The sequence below is a fragment of the Leptothoe sp. EHU-05/26/07-4 genome (genome assembly GCF_043421015.1).
Lineage (GTDB): Bacteria > Cyanobacteriota > Cyanobacteriia > Phormidesmidales > Phormidesmidaceae > Leptothoe > Leptothoe turfae.
This window is the reverse complement of sequence record NZ_JAXSQV010000004.1, coordinates 947900-967690: the sequence shown is the minus strand read 5'-3', so window position 1 is coordinate 967690 and position 19791 is coordinate 947900. Positions and strand designations below refer to the sequence as shown.

18 protein-coding genes are annotated in these 19791 nt (G+C 47.2%); 9 read left to right on the top strand and 9 right to left on the bottom strand.

From position 1 onward, the window contains the following. The first annotated feature begins 88 nt into the window (after positions 1 to 88). Complete coding sequence (locus U2F10_RS17175; RefSeq protein ID WP_499867030.1) at positions 89 to 1723, top strand: SpoIIE family protein phosphatase; 1635 nt, start codon at positions 89 to 91, stop codon at positions 1721 to 1723. 2 nt (positions 1724 to 1725) lie between these two features. Continuing rightward, a complete protein-coding gene (locus U2F10_RS17170; protein ID WP_163667934.1) occupies positions 1726 to 2169 on the top strand; it encodes an ATP-binding protein in 444 nt (147 codons plus the stop codon). Positions 2170 to 2182: 13 nt separating this feature from the next. Here U2F10_RS17170 and U2F10_RS17165 read toward each other — a convergent pair whose 3' ends face one another. The 3 genes from U2F10_RS17165 to fabI form a co-directional block, all read right to left on the bottom strand. Beyond that, entirely contained in the window at positions 2183 to 4552 is a 2370-nt protein-coding gene (locus U2F10_RS17165) for a DNA methyltransferase family protein (protein WP_163667932.1), read from the bottom strand. A 64-nt stretch (positions 4553 to 4616) separates the two neighbouring features. After that, positions 4617 to 5066, bottom strand: a complete 450-nt coding sequence (locus U2F10_RS17160; RefSeq protein ID WP_006515154.1) for an SRPBCC family protein — start codon at positions 5064 to 5066, stop codon at positions 4617 to 4619. A 44-nt stretch (positions 5067 to 5110) separates the two neighbouring features. After that, positions 5111 to 5887 carry an enoyl-ACP reductase FabI gene (gene fabI, locus U2F10_RS17155; RefSeq protein WP_163667930.1) on the bottom strand — a complete coding sequence of 259 codons (777 nt, stop codon included), beginning with the start codon at positions 5885 to 5887 and terminating at the stop codon, positions 5111 to 5113. A gap of 422 nt (positions 5888 to 6309) precedes the next feature. Between fabI and ntcA the strand changes: the two genes are divergently transcribed. The 4 genes from ntcA to U2F10_RS17135 all read left to right on the top strand — a co-directional run bounded on the left by ntcA (position 6310) and on the right by U2F10_RS17135 (position 10144). Continuing rightward, the gene (gene ntcA, locus U2F10_RS17150) at positions 6310 to 6975 is read left to right on the top strand and encodes a global nitrogen regulator NtcA (RefSeq protein ID WP_006515157.1); all 666 of its coding nucleotides are present in this window, start codon (positions 6310 to 6312) and stop codon (positions 6973 to 6975) included. A gap of 94 nt (positions 6976 to 7069) precedes the next feature. Further along, positions 7070 to 8476, top strand: a complete 1407-nt coding sequence (locus U2F10_RS17145) for a DUF3084 family protein (RefSeq protein ID WP_163667928.1) — start codon at positions 7070 to 7072, stop codon at positions 8474 to 8476. 638 nt (positions 8477 to 9114) lie between these two features. Then, a complete protein-coding gene (locus tag U2F10_RS17140; RefSeq protein WP_006515159.1) occupies positions 9115 to 9492 on the top strand; it encodes a PadR family transcriptional regulator in 378 nt (125 codons plus the stop codon). Between the two features lie 88 nt (positions 9493 to 9580). Continuing rightward, the gene (locus tag U2F10_RS17135) at positions 9581 to 10144 is read left to right on the top strand and encodes a cofactor assembly of complex C subunit B (RefSeq protein ID WP_348918245.1); all 564 of its coding nucleotides are present in this window, start codon (positions 9581 to 9583) and stop codon (positions 10142 to 10144) included. A 138-nt stretch (positions 10145 to 10282) separates the two neighbouring features. On the opposite strand, the gene U2F10_RS17130 is transcribed toward U2F10_RS17135, so the two are convergent. After that, the gene (locus U2F10_RS17130) at positions 10283 to 10588 is read right to left on the bottom strand and encodes a DUF3155 domain-containing protein (RefSeq protein ID WP_036018428.1); all 306 of its coding nucleotides are present in this window, start codon (positions 10586 to 10588) and stop codon (positions 10283 to 10285) included. A 287-nt stretch (positions 10589 to 10875) separates the two neighbouring features. Here U2F10_RS17130 and U2F10_RS17125 point away from each other — a divergent pair, with 287 nt between their 5' ends. Beyond that, entirely contained in the window at positions 10876 to 12189 is a 1314-nt protein-coding gene (locus U2F10_RS17125; protein ID WP_163667923.1) for a GAF domain-containing sensor histidine kinase, read from the top strand. On the opposite strand, the gene U2F10_RS17120 is transcribed toward U2F10_RS17125, so the two are convergent. Together U2F10_RS17120 and U2F10_RS17115 are read right to left on the bottom strand one after the other, a co-directional pair. Then, a complete protein-coding gene (locus U2F10_RS17120; protein ID WP_163667921.1) occupies positions 12170 to 13654 on the bottom strand; it encodes a hypothetical protein in 1485 nt (494 codons plus the stop codon). The two genes, U2F10_RS17125 and U2F10_RS17120, sit on opposite strands and share 20 nt — an antisense overlap. 59 nt (positions 13655 to 13713) lie before the next feature. Beyond that, complete coding sequence (locus U2F10_RS17115; protein WP_006515164.1) at positions 13714 to 14112, bottom strand: AbrB family transcriptional regulator; 399 nt, start codon at positions 14110 to 14112, stop codon at positions 13714 to 13716. Between the two features lie 547 nt (positions 14113 to 14659). Here U2F10_RS17115 and U2F10_RS17110 point away from each other — a divergent pair. Together U2F10_RS17110 and pyrR are read left to right on the top strand one after the other, a co-directional pair. Further along, the gene (locus tag U2F10_RS17110; protein WP_006515165.1) at positions 14660 to 15091 is read left to right on the top strand and encodes an Rrf2 family transcriptional regulator; all 432 of its coding nucleotides are present in this window, start codon (positions 14660 to 14662) and stop codon (positions 15089 to 15091) included. Positions 15092 to 15251: 160 nt separating this feature from the next. Then, positions 15252 to 15791: a bifunctional pyr operon transcriptional regulator/uracil phosphoribosyltransferase PyrR gene (pyrR, locus tag U2F10_RS17105; RefSeq protein WP_163667920.1), complete on the top strand. Its 540-nt coding sequence runs from the start codon at positions 15252 to 15254 to the stop codon at positions 15789 to 15791. A 7-nt stretch (positions 15792 to 15798) separates the two neighbouring features. Here the strand turns inward: pyrR and U2F10_RS17100 are convergent, their stop codons facing one another. From U2F10_RS17100 to U2F10_RS17090, 3 genes are all read right to left on the bottom strand, one after another. Next, positions 15799 to 17091, bottom strand: coding sequence for a family 8 glycosyl hydrolase (locus U2F10_RS17100; protein WP_163667918.1), 1293 nt, complete (start codon positions 17089 to 17091; stop codon positions 15799 to 15801). Positions 17092 to 17240: 149 nt separating this feature from the next. Continuing rightward, positions 17241 to 17387 (bottom strand): hypothetical protein, encoded by a 147-nt coding sequence (locus U2F10_RS17095; RefSeq protein WP_163667916.1) that lies wholly within the window; start codon positions 17385 to 17387, stop codon positions 17241 to 17243. Positions 17388 to 17448: 61 nt separating this feature from the next. Continuing rightward, positions 17449 to 19725, bottom strand: a complete 2277-nt coding sequence (locus U2F10_RS17090) for a tetratricopeptide repeat protein (RefSeq protein ID WP_163667914.1) — start codon at positions 19723 to 19725, stop codon at positions 17449 to 17451. Between the last annotated feature and the right edge of the window lie 66 nt (positions 19726 to 19791).

The window sequence follows — 19791 nt, the reverse complement described above, 5'->3', positions numbered from 1 at the left end:
ATTGACTGGTAAATATTGGTGAATTGGTGATTATCTTCCCAAGGTTGGCCCTAATATGCCCCGAGAATCAGATATCCCACAGGATAGTATGAGTTCCACCACTCATGAACAGCTCAAGTTACTTGTTGTCGACGATGAACTCGATAACTTAGAGCTGCTGCACCGCACCTTTAGGCGTAGCTATCGTGTCTATCGGGCCAGTAGTGGTCAAGACGCCCTGGAGTGCCTTAAACAGTACGGTGAAATGGCGATCATTATTTCCGACCAGCGCATGCCCAAAATGAATGGTACGGAGTTTTTAAGCCTCACCACCGATCAATATCCCGACACCATTCGTATTGTCCTCACAGGCTACACCGATGTTGAAGACTTAGTGGATGCAATTAACTCGGGTAAAGTTTTCAAATACATTACCAAACCGTGGAAACCTAACGAGTTACGTCAAGTTATTGACCAAGCCGCCAACACATATCGCATTGTCAAGCAACGCACTCGCGCCCTATCTCAGTCCCTCAAAAAAGAATCGCTATATAACTCAATTACCACAACGATTCGGAGTTCTCTGGACTATGCCAGTACCCTCCAAACTGTGGCAGAGGCCCTAGGGAAAGCCTTTGAGGCCGATTATGCCGTTTTATATCCCGTGGATTCAGTCGAAGTCGGAGAAGCACCCAAACCGGTCACCTATGCTAAATCAGAAAAATCCATGGCTGACTTGGCAGAAGTAGGTGCCCCCTGCCAGGAACTCGTGTTAGACAAGTTCCCCCATGGAGATACCTCCCTAACTCGTTTAGCGGCAAGGTTTACCTATCGAGATCAGCCCTTAGCGTCGATTGCCCTGTACCAAATCGCAGGCACATGGGACAGTACGACCGTCAGCCTATTTACCAGCATCACTGAGCAAGTAGTGATGGCTATATCCCAGGCGAAACTTCACCATCATATCCAGCGACAAACTGAACAGATGCGTACGGAGCTGGAGGTGGCACGGCAGATTCAGCATAAACTGCTCCACCAAGTTTGGCCCGATATCCCTGGTCTTAAAATTCAAGCAAAATGTCAGGCGGCACGAGCCGTTGGGGGTGATTTCTACGAAGTTTTTATCCATCCCCAAGGCGATATCTGGCTAGCCGTCGGAGATGTCTCTGGCAAGGGAGTTCCTGCTGCTCTGTTTATGGCTAGTGCTATCTCCTTGCTGCGTCGAGAACTATCGGCCAGCCAACCACCGGGGCCTGAAACCGTCATGGCAAACCTGAATCAGGCCCTCAACGCTGATCTGGTCAATAACGAACACATGATTACCATGGTGTTGGTGCGATACACCCCCACCAGTAAGGAGCTAGTCTATGCCAACGCAGGCCACGTTTATCCAGTGGTGTGGTCCCAAAAACTCTTAATGCAAGGCACTGCGCCACCACCAGAACCTACTTATTTAAGGAAAGGTAACGGCGTTCCCCTCGGAATTTTACCGAAATGGCAGACTCAAGCAGGCCAACTAGCATTAAAGGATGGGGATGCTCTGCTATTGGCCAGCGATGGCATTACTGAGGCCTTAGTGACCATTGATGGCCAGCACAAGATGCTAGGTCAACAGGGCCTGTGGCAGCTACTGCAAAAACAGACCACTGGGTTGAATCTTGAGCAATTGCTGGCTCAATTGAATACCGCAGCCAACGAACAACATGACGATCAAACCATCTTGTCTTTGGAGGTAGGGTTTTAGCTATGAAAACTGAACTTGCTATCCCCAGTGACTTAAAGTTTTTGGCTGTAGTGGAAGATTGGCTACTCAGTTCACTCAAAGCCGAAATAGGCAGCGATACCGATCTAGATTGGCAAAAAGTTGAAAGCCGACTGCGACTGGTCATTGTTGAAGTTTATTCGAATATTGTGCGCCATGCCCATCAAGACCGTCCTGATATTCCCGTTGTTCTACGCCTCGGTATTGAAGGTTATTTCTTGTCCCTAGAAGTCTGGGATGAAGGCCATGGTTTTGATATGCGTAACTATCGCACGCCTAACCCCAATTCCCCTCAAGAAGGAGGCTATGGCTGGTTGATCCTGCACCAGCTAATGGATCGTGTGGACTATCAACTCAGGGTAGGAGATGGGCGTAATTGCCTCACCCTAGAAAAAGATTTAGGTGTAACCGTCGAATACTCAAAATAGGTTCACCCCAAGGTCACTGCTTACAAAACCAAAGAAAGCATTGGTCAGAAGAAAGTTGTGCACCCGTTAAATTCATTAATAAACCACTATCCGTTTGGTTCTCTAACAAACTGCGAAGAGCAACTCCCCTAGGACTATGTTTGATGTCATTGGATGTGACCAGGCCACAGATGCCTTGAGGAGCCAAAAGCTGATAGCATCGCTCAATGAAAAGCCAGTGTCGACGCAATTGAGTCCGCTGCCGCTGCCCCTTAAGCAAAGGGCTTTGGTGATCATATTGTGGGGAACGATAAAAATAATCGGTTAGTAACGAATATTGGCTTTGGTACAACAACCAGGCATTCGCAATTTCAGCATCCGTATTGAGCAGCGAACGCTTAGCTGTTTTAAACGTATGAACATCAATATTTTTTCGTTTAGCCAAGTCACAAAAGCGTTGAAAAAATTCTTGGGTAGTGGGTCGAAACGAGCCTTGGGGAGGCCTAGATAAAATCACGTTAAACCCATGGGACTGTTCCAGCACATGGCTAAAGTGATATCCCCAATGGAAAGGACGTAGGACTGTCATATCCTCAATACGCAGCAACCGCCGCCGTGGAGCTTCCAGTAATTGAGATTCTCTAAATTGGATACCTAGGGTTTGACTAAATTCAGTGAGCAACAGCTCGTTCAGTTTGGTCTGGGCTCTAACATCAAGGCGACTAATCTGATCTCGAAAAAATTCGAGTCGAGCATAATGGGGGATACCCTGACTTAATTCCTCCAACACATAGGACTGAGACCGATAATGTTCAAGAGCAATATTTTTCTCTGAGAGAATCGTGCGATAGCTTTCAGCCGCTAAAGGCTGCAACAAATTGCCCTGCAGCAGAGTTTCTGAAGCTCTTAATCGATCAAATCCAGCCTCATCTACCCGAATGAATCCTACTAAGCTATCCCCCGTAACAAGATTGAAATCGAGACTGGGTAAGGGTTCAATATCTTGCGGTTGCCGCGCCATGGTCACCAATCCCAGCAGCAACTGAAGACGGGCGATATCAATCACTGCTGGATTGAGGTCCACACCATAAAGACCATACCTAAAGACGCGGCGATAGATGGTCTGTAGCAAGGAAGGGTGTTCTGTGTGTACTCCTTTAACCCAAATATCAAGCTGACTGTCAACTTGATGGGCCAATTGCCCAATTAGTGCACTGTAAACGTCAACGAGCCGATACTGTAATGCCAGCAGCAAAGTACCAGCACCACAGGCTGGATCTAGAACGGAAAACTGCGGCAAAATGTCCTGCACTAGCTGGCGTAGATGCCTAGGATGTCCACGAAATAGAATATCCCAGAAATCGGGCACAGCTTGCCCTTGATCAACCTCAAGATGACAGAGCATGAACTTATTAAGAATTAGCTCACAACAAACACCGAGAGCATCCGTCACATTCTCCGAATGATCAGTCTGCCCCTCTATCAGTACTTGTTCAAACGCCAGACCAATGGTGCTGATTTGAGAGCAATGAGTCAACTGTTGCCATAAGGGGGACTCAAACCACACTAAGATTGACTCGAACAGCGCATCAGCTATGTCCAACTCGCCATATTGCTGCTCAAGAGGATGGGTGTAAAAAACGTCTCCTAAGTAAGGAATTTGACCGGCCCAACTAATCCGTCGAGGACGCTCAAGAGGAGGCAGCGATAACCCTTGAGTAAACAGGGGCTGAAGCACCTGTCGAAAAAAGATATTTCGCTGCTGTTGCTGACTACGCCCCAGTTGATTATGCAGATACCAAATATCTTGATTTAGAAATCCACGCCGCTGAAGTATGTGGATAATAATCAAACGTTGCAATAATATAGCCGCATACCAACGTCGATCATGGCTGTTAGGGATCCCAATAATCCCGTCACTCAGATGATTTAATTGTTGTCGCAACTGCTCAGTAAACTCAGCACAGCTGACAGACTGTGACTGTAAATCGAGGGACCCTGAGTCAGGGCTATAATCGGCCAAATAATTTAATCGAGCTTCCCATGCGGCTAAGGGTTGCCGAGGGATAAAGACCATTGAGTGAGAACTTTTAGAGGCGCTTTGCCAATACCAAAGACTCCGACATCGCTGACGATCAATAAAGACAATTAAAGGATGCGGATATTTTTTATGGATGGACTGATAGAGTTTTGTCTTTAGCTTTGCAGTCAGAACTTCGGGGTTATTGAGCTTGATTTCCCAAACTCGGGCATCACCTCGCTGAGCGATGCAGTGGGCACGATAAGGGTGATTGAACGCTCTGATTGCGATCGCACGTCCATTAGCCGGAGTGACCCACCCTAGCACATCCGTAAACAACATAACCAGGTCTAGAGACTGCAAGCATGTCTCTGCCTGCTGCATGTCGAAGCTCATGAGCACCCGTCGAAGTAATCAACAATCACCACTAGGGTCTAGTAAATGCCCTTCAGCCAGCCTTAGCATCCTGTTCAGCTTTTTGGCGAAATCGCTCCAGGTCAGCCTGTAGCGTAGAGTCGACAATTTGTCGCAACCAGCCATTTTCCATAAAACGGGCCAATACACTTGGCACCGAATAGGAAAGGGTCATCTTAACTGTGCTATTACCAGCATGATGGCCATAAAACCGGATTGCACCACGATTGGGCAACCCATCTACCGATTCCCACTGCAAAATCTGATGGGGAACCACTTTAACTGTACGAGACATCCAAGTAAATTCCCAAACGCCCGAAGCTAGCTTCCAACGAGATAGTTCGGGCTGATCGTCTAAAAGTTCTACCGAATCAATCCACTTCATCCACTGGGGCATCTGCTCTAGATCCGACCAGAGAGCCCACACTAATTCAATGGGGGCCTCCACATCAACGTACACGCTATGTTCAAGCCAATTTGCCATGGGGGATATGGACTAAAACAAAGAACTAATGGCTGCAAAGACCACTACATTCCCATGACTTCATAGCCAGAGTCAACGTAAAGGATTTGCCCAGTCACACCGGAGGCTAAATCACTACATAGGAACGCTGCGGCATTTCCTACTTCCGACTGAGTAACTGTACGACGCAGGGGAGCAACTTCCTCTACATGGTGAATCATATCTAGAATTCCGCCCACCGCTGACGATGCCAGGGTGCGGATCGGACCGGCTGAAATCCCATTTACTCGAATATTGTTAGACCCGAGTTCTGCCGCTAGGTAACGAACATTCATTTCCAGAGCCGCCTTGGCAATACCCATTACATTGTAGTTAGGCACTACCCGCACACCCCCCAGATACGTCAGGGTAAGGATGCTGCCGCCCTCAATCATTAAAGTTTTTGCCTGCTGAGCAAGCTTCACCAGAGAGTAAGCGCTGATATCCAGAGCAGTTTGAAACCCCTGACGGGAAATATCGCTAAAATCTCCCGCTAAATCATCACGATTGGCGAATGCCAAACAGTGAACCAGAATGTCCAACTTGCCCCAATCGGTCTTCACGGTATCAAACGTAGCCTGGACCTGCTCATCATCCTGGACATTACAGGGCAAAAACAAACTAGGATGCAAAGGCTCGGTTAAATCCCGAACCTTTTTTTCCATGCGCCCCTTGTCATCAGGAAGATAAGTGACACCAATATTCGCACCAGCCTTACTCAACTGCTGAGCAATTCCCCAGGCAATTGAACGATTATTGGCAATACCAGTTACCAAGGCATTTTTTCCAGTCAGGTCTAACATGATAGTTGGGTGGAGCTGTATCGAAATTAGTTAATTAAGGCTATGCCGCCGGAACGGCCCCTAGGAGCATACTGAAAAATGGCTCCCATGAATACCCTTGCCAGCGAGTTAGCCCAATTAACGTTGAGGCTAGTCATTAAGGTGACCGGAAAACAAAGTTTAGTATATTGCTATACAAAAGCCTCGACGAACTTGGGTTTTATTGGTCTAAAGTCAGGAAATCTTACCAATTGGAGGTTTTCTACCGATTGGTTGAGTATTTTTACTGAGGCACTGATTGGTTAGAAACGCTGCTAAATTGTTTTCGGCATCTCCGCTTCTGATCGGTTTAAAACCTGAAGGCTCAGTTTGCCACTACAGCTTTCAGCTACTCTTATTTGCAAATATTTGCTATAGCTTTGAGATCGCATACTCCCACTACCGTGACTACAGAGAAACCTCTTGCCAACCTATTACGGCAGCTATCCACAGGCTCATTCCCCCCTGTAGCCGAAACCTACGAGCGCGGTAAGACAATTTTCTTTCCAGGCGATCCGGCTGAACGAGTTTATTTTTTACTGAAGGGTGCCGTTAAGCTTTCTAGAGTCTATGAAGCTGGCGAAGAAATTACAGTAGCTCTGCTTAGGGAAAATAGTGTTTTTGGCGTTCTTTCACTGCTAACAGGCAATCGGTCAGATCGGTTTTACCATGCCGTCGCCTTTACACCAGTCGAACTAATGTCCATGCCCATTGAGCAAGTGAAACAGGCACTTGAGGAACATCCTGAGCTCTCTATTATGCTGCTCCAAGGGTTATCCTCTCGTATTTTGCAAACTGAGATGATGATTGAAACACTGGCTCATCGGGACATGGGTTCTAGACTTGTCAGCTTTCTTCTCATTCTTTGTCGCGATTTTGGAGTGCCCAGCACCAGCGGCATTACTATAGACCTCAAACTTTCCCATCAGGCCATCGCCGAAGCCATTGGCTCCACACGAGTTACCGTCACACGGCTACTGGGGGATTTGCGTCAAGACACGATGATATCTATTCACAAAAAGAAAATAACTGTCCACGATCCCGTCGCTCTCAGCCAGCAGTTTGCTTAGGGTTATCGTCGGTTTACTCACCACAGTGACAAACAATCAAGTAACCTATACGAGAGCCTGCTCAGGTGCTTCTGCTCCGTTGGATAGACGTTAGATGGACGTTGGTCTAATACTGATTACGACCGTGCTCGTCCTCGGTGGCCTTATTGCCACACTGGGCGACCGAATTGGTATGCGTGTGGGAAAGGCACGTCTATCGTTATTCAATCTTCGCCCCCGACAAACAGCCACCCTTGTCAGTATTTTGACGGGCAGTGTAATTTCGGCTTCAACCTTGAGTCTATTACTGATCACCAGTGAGCAACTACGCAAAGGCCTTTTTGAGTTTGAAGAAACCCAGGCTAATTTATCAGAGGCCCGCAATGCCTTAGAAGAAACTCAAATCGCTAAATCTGAAGTAGAACAAGCCCTCAATCGAGTCACTCGTCAAAAAATTAATGCCGAAGGTGAACTGACCGAAGTGATTACGTTTTTAGATGAGGCCACTGAACGAGAAACCATCATCCGACAACGTCTTGGTCAAACTCAAAATCAGCTTGGCATTGTTTCTGAACAGGCCGATCAGCTCCAGGGAGAAATTAGCCGACTACAGCGGGATCGTCAACTTCTACAACGTCAGCAGGCCGAGGTCAAGCGACAAATTGCCCAGCGAGACCGCTCACTGGCTCAGCGAGACCAAGAGTTGCTACAGCGAGATCGCGCCATTGCCCAGCGAGAAGGAGCCCTGGAGCGATTGAAGACTGAGCAAGCTTTTCTAGAGGACGAGATCCAGCGTTTAGAATCAGAGTTCCTCAAATTACGCGCTGGCAATGTTGCCATTAGTCGGAACCAAACCCTGGCCCTGCTAATCACTCGGCCATCCTCCATTGCAGCCGCCACAGCAGAAATCGAACAACTCTTATCAGAAGCCAACCGATTAGCCTTAAATGCGATCTGGCCCGATGCCCCTAATAAGGCAGTGCAAATTTTGCGCATTAATCCCCAAATCATTCGAGGAATCGCCAGGAATATCACCGACGGTCAGCAATATGTAATTCGCGTTGGCGTCTCGGGAAACTATGTAGTCGGTGAACCCTGCGTTGTACAGCAAGAAGTTCCCCCATGTGTAGAAATCACTCTGCAAGCCAAGCTCAACCGTATCGTTTTTGAACAGGGGGAAATCATAGCCCGTGTCCCTATCGAGGCAGCTTACCCTAGCACACCTTCTTTAGTAGAGGCCCTACGCACCCTGGTTACCAGTGCTCAAATCAGAGCGAGTTTAGAAGGCATCATCATCGTAGATAACCCTCGCGTAGCTGGCGGTTTTAGTGAACCTGTTATCGATTTTCTTAACCAGGTGCAAAACTATGGCGCTCCTCTGGAAATTGAAGCCGTTGCAGGCAAGCAAATTTTCACCACAGGCCCTTTGGCTTTAGAACTCGTTGCTAGCCGTGACGGTCAACGTCTATTCCAAACCCAACTCTCTTCATCACCCTCACCAAGGGACGAACAAGAACCATAACTCAAGGCCCTTGAACTAGAAAAATATCAAATGGCATTTCTGACTATTAGTACAGTTTGCCAAATTTAGGCTGGTGAAAATTTTACGGATCGATTCATCCTCTAAATCAGTAACAGCGAACGGAGAAAGGACTATCAGGCATTTTTTATTATCAAAATCTCAAGCTAGTTTATATTTTGTTTGCGGATAGTAACTATATAAGGCAGCGATCCCACTAAGCATTTTTTAGCGTCTAAAATAAAGCTTAGATTTTTTAATAAAATCTTTTGACGAAATATCTAGGTTGGCGAAATATCTAAGGTTGAGGCTGTAGCTTTTGCTCCTTATTGCCATGACAAGGGTATACACGCAACATAGGTCATAGTCACCATTTAGCTTGAATAGCTCAGTCAGCTTTTGAGAAGCCCTCTCATTTGGTGATCTCCACCAAGTAATGGTGACTATCACCAAATAGTGGTGACCATTACCAAGTTTGGTGACCATCACCAGCCCTTGAGCTTGAACTACTCAAGGGCCTTTGGAACATTAATTTATAAAGCCGTTAGGTTGGACCTAACACTTTTTCAATGCTCCATTAACAAATCATCAATAGCCAAGCTGTCTTAAACCCATCCCTATTGCAGCCGGAGCAATAAACCATGAAATTTGAGGACATTTATCAATTTTTTGAAGATCCGCCGCCTCTCTACCTCAATAAGGAATTAGCTGTTTGTTACGTCCTTTCGGTACTCATACGTCGTGATTCTTACGGTACTGAACTGATTCACGCGATTGAAAATGAGTACCCTGACTATCGTTTGTCAGATACAGTGCTCTATAGTGCTCTGAAATTCCTAGAGAATCAGGGTGCGATTATGGGCTATTGGAAGAAGGTTGAGGGTCGTGGCCGTCCCCGTAGAATGTACCGCCTACGCCCTGACTGGCAGACTAAAGCACGAGAGCTCGCAGAGCTTTGGCAGCGTTATATTTTAGGTCAGCGTAATACTACACCTAGGCGTCGAGCAATGAGCTCTTAAGGTATCGTCTCAAGGATGCGTCTTAGATTCGATAGCTATCTAGCAATCAGTCAACCGCATAAGCAACAGCTACTGGGGTATAGTCAATGTGATTCCAGTAGTTGTTGTTTTTGCAGGGATAGCTGTTGTGGAAAGTGCAGTCAGTCAGTCAACCTTTTTCCTAACTATGCTTTTAGGAGTAGGGTTGTTCTTTTTTATCAAAGCAGCTACTAAGGATCGTACCGAGATCGCTGAATTTTTGACCGATCAGTCTCCAGAGACATTACACCAAAAGCTACTTGACTATTTTGAGGAGCGTGCCTACCACCTAATGCCCGAAGTATCAGCATCTGATGAAGATACTTGGGTTAAGTTAGTTGGCTTAGTGAGACCTAGCATCTTTTTGGCTATTTTTTTGGCATTTTTAGCAGCTGTAGCGTTAATGTGCTTTTCTTTGGTATTGGCGACTCTATTTAGTAACTATGGGCCAGTTTTCTTTGTCTTAGTCTTGTTATCCCCTGTTGTTGCCATTGCCTATTGGAAACAGGCTAAACGTGAAGAACAAGTTGCTTTCCGTATTAGCAGCACAGATAAGGGGAGTGCTCTAGCTGTAAGGGGTCATCGGGATGAAATTATTCAGCTTAAAGCCCATGCTCCCTTTCAACTCTTGTAAAACGTCGGACAACAGCCTGCTTGTGGCATCAAAATACTCGCCAAAAAGGGAGGCACAAATGGTACACCTCCCTGGTAATCTTTTATAGGTTTTGTTTGAACAGGTTAAGTGCTGACCAAAGCACTTAACCTTTACTTTTTAGCCCAGAACTGCTTCTTCCTCTTCACCAATTAAGGCGCGAAGACTAGGAAACAAAAAGTGGTTCTCTTCAACATACTGAGCACCAAACAGCCCCTTCTCTGCCCAAAAGTACCGGTCAGTGGTATGCTCATTACGCTTGACCAGTAGTACAGCAGGTGGTTGAATTCCTTCAGAATGAATGAAGTTACGAGCCGCAGTCACAGGCTTTGCTTCTCCACTCTCTATGCTGTATTGAGGAACGGACTCTAAAATACGACGCCCTTCGAGGCGGCGACGGCTTTTGCGTTTACGTCTCCGTGCCAAGTTAATTGACCTCCCATGCATTTATTGAATAGCGGCTTCGTGTATTGATAGTTACAAAAACACTTAACCCAGCAAAGTATATCGGTTGTGCCTTAGATTTTCAACTTCTTTTAAAAATGTGGCGTACTGGCTGAAAGTGTGCTGGTGACAATCATCTAAAAAATCGGGGACAATATAGACCCCATAATTTTTCTGGTTATCTTGATAAAAATTAAACTTTAGATAATTTTATCCGGATTTGTGAAATACCCAAGGGATCGTTCCATTGATCAACGTAAGGCCAGACCATGCCAGCCAGTGCCGAATTAGTAGATTTATGTCAGGCTCACCTCGAATTATTGCGCCGGACATTCGGCGAGGTATCGTCTGTCATCTATCTCACCTTAGGTATGGATCAAGAATCTGAACCCATACTGGTTCCCATAGCTCAATTACCAGAGTCTGGCGACTTCAAAGATTTGCTTGATCCTAGAACTAAGCGCGATGCTCTACCGCCATCAGACCTAGATAGTGCTTCACCTGGAGAATTAACTGGAATTGAACCATCAGGTCCAGACTTGGGGGGTGAACGCCTGGTTATGCCATTAATGCATCAGGAAATCGTTATGGGCGTCCTAGTTACCATGCGTTCGGACCGCGCCTGGCAAGCGAGTGAACAGCAGTATTTACAAACGGTCTCGACGAGCTTAGCGGCCGGTTGCTTTTTAGATCGGCAAAATCAATGGTTACGTCAACGTCTCAAAACCAAACAGGCGTTACAAGGAGAACAATCTGACGTTTTTCATAACCTGCTACATCAGTTTCGTAATCCTTTAACCGCTATTGGTACGTTTGGGAAGCTAATGCTGCGGCGATTAACCCAAGATGACCCCAACTATAGATTGGCAGACGGTATTGTACGTGAAAGTCAACGACTGAAGGAACTGGTTACTGATTTTGACGCTGCAGTTGACATTGGGGATGCTGATATTGCCCAAGAAGTCACACCTCCCCTGCTGCCACCAGATAACATTGACACTAGTCAAAAGCCACTGCTGCCTGCATTAGGTCGCTCTTTAGAAATTACCCCCCAACGTTTGGAAGATGTGATTCACCCCTTGATCATGGTGACGGTAGCTGCTGCTAGTGAAAGAAATCGACAGTTTTGGCATTCTCCCTTGGATGGTTTCCCGCAAACACTCGTAGGCGTTGATGCCCAAGCATTACAGGAAGTGATTGCGAATTTACTGGACAATGCATTCAAGTATGCACCTCATCAAGCATGGGTTTGGCTTCTGGGAGGATTAACCAAAGAAAATTACGTAGGCATTGTCATTGGCGATAATGGTCCCGGAATTCCAGCAGAGGATCAAGTTCATTTATTTGAACGACATTACCGAGGGATTCAGTCCCAGGGGGCCATTGGTGGTACGGGCCTGGGCTTAGCGATCGCAAAAGATTTGGTTATCCAAATGGGAGGGACCATAGACTTGATCAGCCCCATTTGGACTCAAACAGCAGTACCGCCATGGATACCTGTACCCTTACATCAAAAACTATCACCTGCTGATAAGGGTACAGTTTTTATTGTGTGGCTACCGATTATGGACGCTCCGAAGTAGCCGTTGAACTAGCAGGTCTAGCCCCCGCTGAACGGACTGACGTTATCCGCCGTAGAGCATCAAACCAAAAGTTAGATCCCATAGAAACAGCCAAGCCTGTCACAATCCATCCAAACCAATGGCGCGGTATTGGTAGGGGCCAATCAGCTTCTAGCACCGCTTGAGTCGCCAACAGTTTAGGAGAGCGGCCAATGGGCAGCGAATAGTCCGAAAGTGTGGTTTGTACAGCAGTCCCTAAGGACTGTAGGTCATCGCTTAGGGCTCTAGCATCGTCAGAGGGGGAAACGAGAGTGTCTAGGGATGCCTGGTTAACGGTTTGAATTACGCTATTACGTACAGCTTGATCGACCGTCAAACGATTGACAATGTAAAACGTATCTGCATTAACGGCAGCTGCAATCGCCACACCAATTAAAATGGCAACTATTTTTGAGTTACGGCGATATACCCCTGCGGCCCGATCCATACCTCGGTCGTACCAATGTTCTAATTCCTGCTGGAAAAGTTTAAACTGATCCTCTGCGGCACCGGTGCGACGACTCACTCGCTCAGCCAATATATTGAGACTCTCTTGAAGACGTACAGGTATTCTGCCATCAAGGGTTTGACGGATATAGGCCAGTTCAGAACGGGAGTCGGCTTGCTCACCTGAACTCGTTAATAACGCCAGCAATTCTTTCAAATTTGGCTGTAGCTGATGGACTAAACCTTCGGCCATATCCATGCCGCCGGCAATTTGCGATCGCAAGTATCCTAGCCGCCGAGTAAACGCCTGGGTTGCCCCATAGCTCTCAGGCAAAACTTGAGCTCCCTGATCGGCAAAATGATCTAGCTCGGCCATGACCCGATCGGCAATTTGGGCTAAACCAGTGCGCCCCGTCCGATAGTCTATGAATATTTTCTCTAAGGACGCTTCCAAATTTCGCAGCTCGACATCAAGCAGCGCACCATCACCAACGGCTGCTCGTAGCGTATGCAGCGTATCTCCTAAAGGAAGCATGATGCGCTCCTGCAACAATCGCTTGAGGCGAGCTTCGACTACTGTTTTTTGCACCCCTTCCAACTGCAAGGTTTCCATCAGTGTGGTTGCAAATGCTTCTGACGGAATATACGAAGGGCCGGACGTTTGCCTGCCAAATACATTACGGGTACGGCTCACCAATCGATACACACTACCTATCACATGGAGCATCTGCCGAGCCGAGCGAGCAATGATTCCCTGGGCTTCATAATTCAAGTCACGCACCATGGGACTACTGTAAATCTGGTCGGCTAACCTACGAGCAGCACGATGATCGGCAGATTGTCCCCCTGCCAACAGCTGCTCAATCGAATACTTAAGATGTTCAGCCCGCCATTGCAGCATAGTGCTAACAATTTCCTGCACCTCACTGGCAATCAAACCCAAGGCCATATAAACGAACACCAGCCCTAGGGCAACATCTAAAACTACTGGCAACCCCATAATTTTTCTGAATTAAAGCTAAGAATTGAGCCAACTAACGATGACGCAATTACAAACGATTATTCGTCAGCATCGTCATCACTATCGACATTAAGCTGCTTTAAGCGAATATGCTTACGACCTAAAGAAATCTCAAACTCATCTCCGGGTTTTAGCCCCATTTGCTTGGTATAGGCAGCTCCAATCAACAAATTACCGTTAGATTGCACAGTAATTCGATAGCTTGCACTACGCCCGCCTCGCCCATTACCTGTTTGAATACTATCCAATTGAATACCTTCGGCATCAATCAGCGCATTCATAAATTTCATCATGTTCACACGGACAACATCATTCTTTGTCACCGTGTAATAGCCACAGGCTTTAGCCTTTTCCTCTCTAGAGAGATGTTCTAAGTCCTTTACTTTTTTAAGTAATGTCTTACCAGTTAATGGATTTGAATTTGACGGTTTAGCCATTCACCCACATCTCTAACACGAACACGTTTGGAAGTTTGCTTTTACTGCTTAAAGAAATGATTCTGCTTGCTGTGACTGTTAAACCATGTCTGAGTAAACTTCATATTTTCCCCGAGAAAAACCATCGTTCTGAATGGAGACATGATCAACTAATTATCACCTCATACAGGATTCATTCCATTGGTCCGCAATATCAAAAGCTAATCATAGATATTTGGGAAGGAGTCCACGAGTAATGCTTCAATTAAATTGCTTTAAACTCCCTGAAGCACCCAGCCCATTACTATTTTTAAACATTACCTACTCACTGCGCAGTAGATAACGAGCAGAATCATACATGATTAAAATACGTTTGTGCACGCTGTTTGCATTTATTTCTTGATAATTGTATTAAGAGTTGATTTACCTAGTAATTTGTCCAGGGTCTAATCATTATGGAAACTTCTTATGTTAACTTTTCCCTAATTCTCCCTAATCTATCCTGTTGACCTGAGGCTAGATTCACCTTTTTCTAAACCTCAAAGTCGAGCCAGTATCCGCCTTAACCATGAAACTGACAACCCGCGGACACTATAGTGTTAAAGCAATGCTCGATCTGAGTTTGCAACCCCGTTTAGCGTCCGTTAAACTCATTGCTCAGCGACAAAATCTACCAGCTCCCTACTTAGAAAAACTGCTAATTCAACTGCGTCAAGCGGGCTTAGTTGAATCAGTTCGAGGCTCGCGTGGTGGCTATCGTTTAGCAAAAGCGCCCAGTCATATATATCTAGGCCAAATTTTAGATGCCGTCGGCGAACCAATTACGCCTTTGGAGCTAGCATCTCCTGAAAAAGCTGAGGACTGGGTCACACTTACCCTATGGCGAAAATTGCAGGAAAAACTAAGAGAAACGCTTTATAAAATTTCCCTAGAAGAACTCTATTACGATGCGCGTAGTTGGCAAGCGGCCCAAGGTGAAGATACAAACTTTATGGTTTAAGGCTTGCTAAGTCGAAAGTCTTCGTTATGGTTATTAAACTAAGCGTTAATGTACCTTGAGATCCCTTAATCTATGAATTGCCAATTGTACGCTGGCAACATAGATAGAAGTATCTCTTGATCAGCAACGGCATAAATTGCTTTCACTTCTCGCCTTAATTATGGCCGATCAGGTTGTTGAAATTCTATCCGCAGAGGCGATTCGCCGTACTCTAAACCGTTTGGCTTCTGAAATCATTGAACGCACCCATGCTCTGGATGACTTAGTCTTAGTCGGCATTTACACCCGTGGCATTCCCCTGGCCCATACCATTGCCCAGCAAATGGAACGGCTTGAAGGCATTAAAGTTCCTGTGGGAGAACTCGACATTACATTTTACCGAGACGATCTCGATAAAATCAGCACTCGTACACCTGCAAAAAGTGAGATGCCCTGTGATCTGACAGGGAAGAAAGTTGTGTTAGTGGATGACGTCATTTTTAGCGGGCGCACCATTCGAGCCGCCCTCAATGCCGTACTGGACTATGGCAGACCCAATATGATTCGTCTGGCTGTGCTAATAGATCGGGGCCATCGGCAGGTTCCTATTCATCCGGACTTTATTGGCAAATCTCTACCCACTGCCCGCGAAGAGTTGGTCAATGTACAGCTTATGCCTGTAGATCCCAAGGACACGGTTGAGTTATTGAAACCGACCTAACAAACGCCTAGCGAACTGATCTGAACCAGGATTCGGGTACCCATTCCGGAGGATAGAGCCCCAACCAAGCAAGGTTTTGCGTGTAGTAGGCAGAATCTCCATCCCAAAAATCATTGGGGTCTGCCAGTGCCAACTTATTTTCTCGAATCGCCTCGGCTGCCTTGGGATCTAAATGACGAGCAGCCTGATAAACCATGGCGTATTGAGATGTGGCCCCATAATCAACCATCGCTTCACCCGCCAGATCGATCTGGGCTGGTAGCTTTTGAGATTGTTGCCAAAGTTCCAGTAAGGGTGTGAGATGCTCGCTCAGGTAGTGGCCCGCTGGAGGAGCCTCAAACCAAGTCAAATCAAGGGCTACTCGCCACCACACTCGATAGGCATCAAAGCCATAAATACTTCTAAGCGGGGCTGAGGCTGGTAATTTTCGATAGTGAGGGGCTTCACTGTGCAGCAAAAACCAATCGCTAGGCAGTCCTAGTTCTGAGATTTTTGCACTCTCTTCCAGCATTCTGTAACTGGTATGGACAAGTTCCATCCAATCGCGCCGTCGATCGACTTGGGCAAAAAGCCGGAAAGCATAGGGTGCTGCATAGGATGGGTTTAGGTACCAGGTTTCAGGGGAGGGATGAAAGGCCTCCATGGGGCCAGGCAAAAGATAATGTCCAGACAGATCATCTTTTAAGGCGATATCAGCTGTCGAAAAGTCCCAAATATCCTTGAGTTTGATCTTTGCTAGGGTCAAATAGGCTGGCTTTTTCCAACGACGGGCAGCCATAATCAGGGCTGTCGCTGCATCGATATCGGCATCAGTGGCAAAGTTTTCGTCAAGGATGCCCCATGTCTGAGCTTCACCCGGTGCGGCATCAGGCCCCCACTTCCAGGCCCAAAGATGGTCGAGCAGTTCACCGTCTTCATCCAGACGCGCTAGATTTTCTTCGCCCCATTGCAGTACTCGATCAAAGGTCTCAGGATCATCGATCAGCAATGCACGCAACATCGCATAGGCTTGACCTTCAGACGTGGTGCGCTGATCGTCGTTTTCCCAATCAATCACCCGACCATCAGCCTGAATAAAACGATCGCGATAACGCTGCCATGTGGTTTCAAAAAAAGACTGTTGAGCTGCACCATCCGACGTAGCTATTGTGATAGAAGCCGGTAGCTGTGTTGGTAGGTTATAAATAGCCTGCGATCGCACAGATACCAGGCAACCAGTAATCCATACATTAAGCACAAGACCCAAAAGGACTAGACAGCCCCAACGCTGTATCCATTTAAAAACCGCTCTCGACAACATGTTTGTCCCATCCTTTTTATATGGTCTAGCGTTGTAGTCATGTCCTAACAAATTAAAACCGCGACATATCCCATTAGTTGCCACTTCAATTAGCTGCCACGTATATCAGTGCTCAGTTTTGACTACGGTGTGATGCACAATGTGATCACTTACGGTGTGATCGCTTGCTGATCCGGTGTAGGATGTCCATCCTGCACCATAGAAAATCGACTGGAAACTGATATAAACCGATATACAGCCAGTGTGCCAAGCTGTCGGCAAACGTCCTTATCCTGCCACACCACTCTGAAACTCATCAAAATTGAGCGATTGGATTCACGTCTTACCCAAAAATTACGGCTCTAAATGTAGAAACGGTTAATAACGCTCCCAAACAGGTTGAAAACCGCGATGAAGTAGTAATCCCTCTTTAATTAAAATTTCCTGGCGCTCCAGACCAAGATTGTTAGGGACTCGACTTTGCAGCGCATTGATTTCTTCCAATGCTCGTAAAGGACGATCTTGAGCCACCGTTAAGCTAATGGAGGTCTGGCGTAAATTAATATCGTCCGGGGCCAGTTCAATGGCCTGGTCATATAGACGGCGCGCCTCTTGATAGCGCAATTGCCGGAAACGAACCCCAGCCAAACCGACCATTGCATCAAACTGCTCAGGGTTTCGCTCTAGCAAAGTGTTATACGCATTAGCCGCCGTCGATAAATCATCGGTGTCTTGGGCAATCTGTCCCTGTAGCAGATAAACTTCAGGAGCATCTGGGTTATCAGCCACGAGCTGCGCCGCAGCCTCATTAGCCGCATCGGGGTCGGTCATCGCCAGCACCTGGATCTGACGCTGACGCACCGCAATGGAATTAGGGTTAGCTATCAGCAGCGCTTCATACAGCTCGCTGCGGGCTGGATCCGCGGGTAGTGCACCCACCAGACTATATAGTTCAGGCGGGTTTTCATTGGTAGAGTGATTGGCAAGCCACTGCTCTAGAACTGATTCCGCCGTTTCGACTGAAATAAATTTACCCTGATAGGCCAGGCTGGTTTGACCCAGGATTTTGGCATCGTTACCGGGATTGAGGGCAATGATTTCTTCATAAAGAGCCAAGGCCTCAACGTACTGACCTTGACCTTGATAGATACCCGCCAGACCTTGCAGAGCACCGGTCACTACCTCATTGCTACTGGTAGGGTCATTAATCAGCTGCTGATATAGTGCAATACTCGTGTCGATATCATCTTGACGACGAGCTTGTTCCGCCTGGAATAGAAAAACAGCCGGATCATCTCCGGCATAAAGACGCAGCTGCTCCTGGGCCAGGTCCAACTGATTTTTCTGAAGATAAATTTGGCCGAGACGATAGTGGAGAAATGGCTCAGCAGAAGTCACTGCAAGCACATCCTGATAAAACGTGATTAGCTCTGCATCGGGGGGATCAAGTCTGGCCAGGCTGGTGGCAATGTACTGAAGCTGGGTGGGATTTTGCGGTAAGTTGATCGACAACAGACGCTGTCGCAGCTCGTAGGCCGAAATTTGAGCCAGCTGTCGCTCCCAAATGCTGGTCTGTACATAGAGGCTGACGTCATCGGGGTATTGAGCCGACAGCTGGCGATAGGTCGCTAATGTGGTGGGCTGGCTACTGGGATAAGCGCCCAGGGCAGCCGCCACTTCACGAGCGGCCCCCACCGTCAGGCTGGAGCTGGTTAAGACCCCTTGATAGGCTGAGATCGCACGACGTTGCACGACAGGGGCATCTGTGTAGAACGTCATCCCTCTGAGGGCACGAGCCACCACTAGCGGCTGGCCTTGAATGGTATCTAGTAATGCTAACCCACGCTCATATTCACGATTTGCAGCATAGGAAGTGGCAAGCTCTGCCTTAATTTGAGCCTGTTGAATGGAATCGCCATTGGCATCGAGAAACGGCGTAAGCACCTCGATTGCTGCCCTGGGATTATCTTGCTGGCGGAGGGCAAAACTGTAAGCCTGGGCTTCAAACACCGTTAGAGTTTGACCAGCATTGATATAACCTTCAAACAATTCAACGGCCTGGGCAGAGCGTCCACCATAGGCAAAGGCCTGGGCAGCGCCCACCTGAGTGGCCAATGGGGGGGACTGCTCCAGGGCAATTTCGTAGTCAGCAACGGCTTCAGCCAGGCGGCCATCATAAAAAAGGAGGAGGGCGCGTTGCGATCGCACCTCTCCATTCTGTCCATACCCCGGCTGCTCCAATAGCGTAGTCAGCGCATCAATGCCAACCGTCCGCCATTCAGGGCGATAGCTCCCCAAAAAGCCCAACGTTTCCAGCGCTTCAATATTAGTTGGATCAAGCCCTGTCAAACGACGAAATTCTTCAAATGCATTGGCATCCTGACCTAACTTGAGATAGGACCGAGCCACCCCTAACTGAGCTGGAACAGAGTCTGGATACTGCTGTACCGCCTGTAGAAACTTTTCAAGGGCCTGATCAGTCCAGCCTTTCTCAAATAGGTCATACCCTTCTTGCACTAAGGCAGGTTCATTATTTAAGTCCGGCAATTGGGCATTGGGCAATTGGGCCAACACCGGCTGAGCCAACATCAGTGGCGTAGCAGCCAGTAAATTAAAACCGAGGCATAGACCTAAAGTGCAACGATACCAGTTCATAACAATAAGGGTTCCTATATTTCTTCGGGAATGGCGTTCTGCCTACACATCAATCAAAAAGGAGGG

Excerpts from the sequence above, each read along its gene's own strand:
- U2F10_RS17175 (WP_499867030.1), top strand. The coding sequence starts at position 89 with ATGAGTTCCACCACTCATGAACAGCTCAAGTTACTTGTTGTCGACGAT.
- U2F10_RS17170 (WP_163667934.1), top strand. The coding sequence starts at position 1,726 with ATGAAAACTGAACTTGCTATCCCCAGTGACTTAAAGTTTTTGGCTGTA.
- U2F10_RS17165 (WP_163667932.1), bottom strand. The coding sequence starts at position 4,552 with ATGCAGCAGGCAGAGACATGCTTGCAGTCTCTAGACCTGGTTATGTTG.
- U2F10_RS17160 (WP_006515154.1), bottom strand. The coding sequence starts at position 5,066 with ATGGCAAATTGGCTTGAACATAGCGTGTACGTTGATGTGGAGGCCCCC.
- fabI (WP_163667930.1), bottom strand. The coding sequence starts at position 5,887 with ATGTTAGACCTGACTGGAAAAAATGCCTTGGTAACTGGTATTGCCAAT.
- U2F10_RS17145 (WP_163667928.1), top strand. The coding sequence starts at position 7,070 with ATGGACGTTGGTCTAATACTGATTACGACCGTGCTCGTCCTCGGTGGC.
- U2F10_RS17140 (WP_006515159.1), top strand. The coding sequence starts at position 9,115 with ATGAAATTTGAGGACATTTATCAATTTTTTGAAGATCCGCCGCCTCTC.
- U2F10_RS17125 (WP_163667923.1), top strand. The coding sequence starts at position 10,876 with ATGCCAGCCAGTGCCGAATTAGTAGATTTATGTCAGGCTCACCTCGAA.
- U2F10_RS17120 (WP_163667921.1), bottom strand. The coding sequence starts at position 13,654 with ATGGGGTTGCCAGTAGTTTTAGATGTTGCCCTAGGGCTGGTGTTCGTT.
- U2F10_RS17115 (WP_006515164.1), bottom strand. The coding sequence starts at position 14,112 with ATGGCTAAACCGTCAAATTCAAATCCATTAACTGGTAAGACATTACTT.
- U2F10_RS17110 (WP_006515165.1), top strand. The coding sequence starts at position 14,660 with ATGAAACTGACAACCCGCGGACACTATAGTGTTAAAGCAATGCTCGAT.
- pyrR (WP_163667920.1), top strand. The coding sequence starts at position 15,252 with ATGGCCGATCAGGTTGTTGAAATTCTATCCGCAGAGGCGATTCGCCGT.
- U2F10_RS17100 (WP_163667918.1), bottom strand. The coding sequence starts at position 17,091 with ATGTTGTCGAGAGCGGTTTTTAAATGGATACAGCGTTGGGGCTGTCTA.
- U2F10_RS17095 (WP_163667916.1), bottom strand. The coding sequence starts at position 17,387 with ATGAGTTTCAGAGTGGTGTGGCAGGATAAGGACGTTTGCCGACAGCTT.
- U2F10_RS17090 (WP_163667914.1), bottom strand. The coding sequence starts at position 19,725 with ATGAACTGGTATCGTTGCACTTTAGGTCTATGCCTCGGTTTTAATTTA.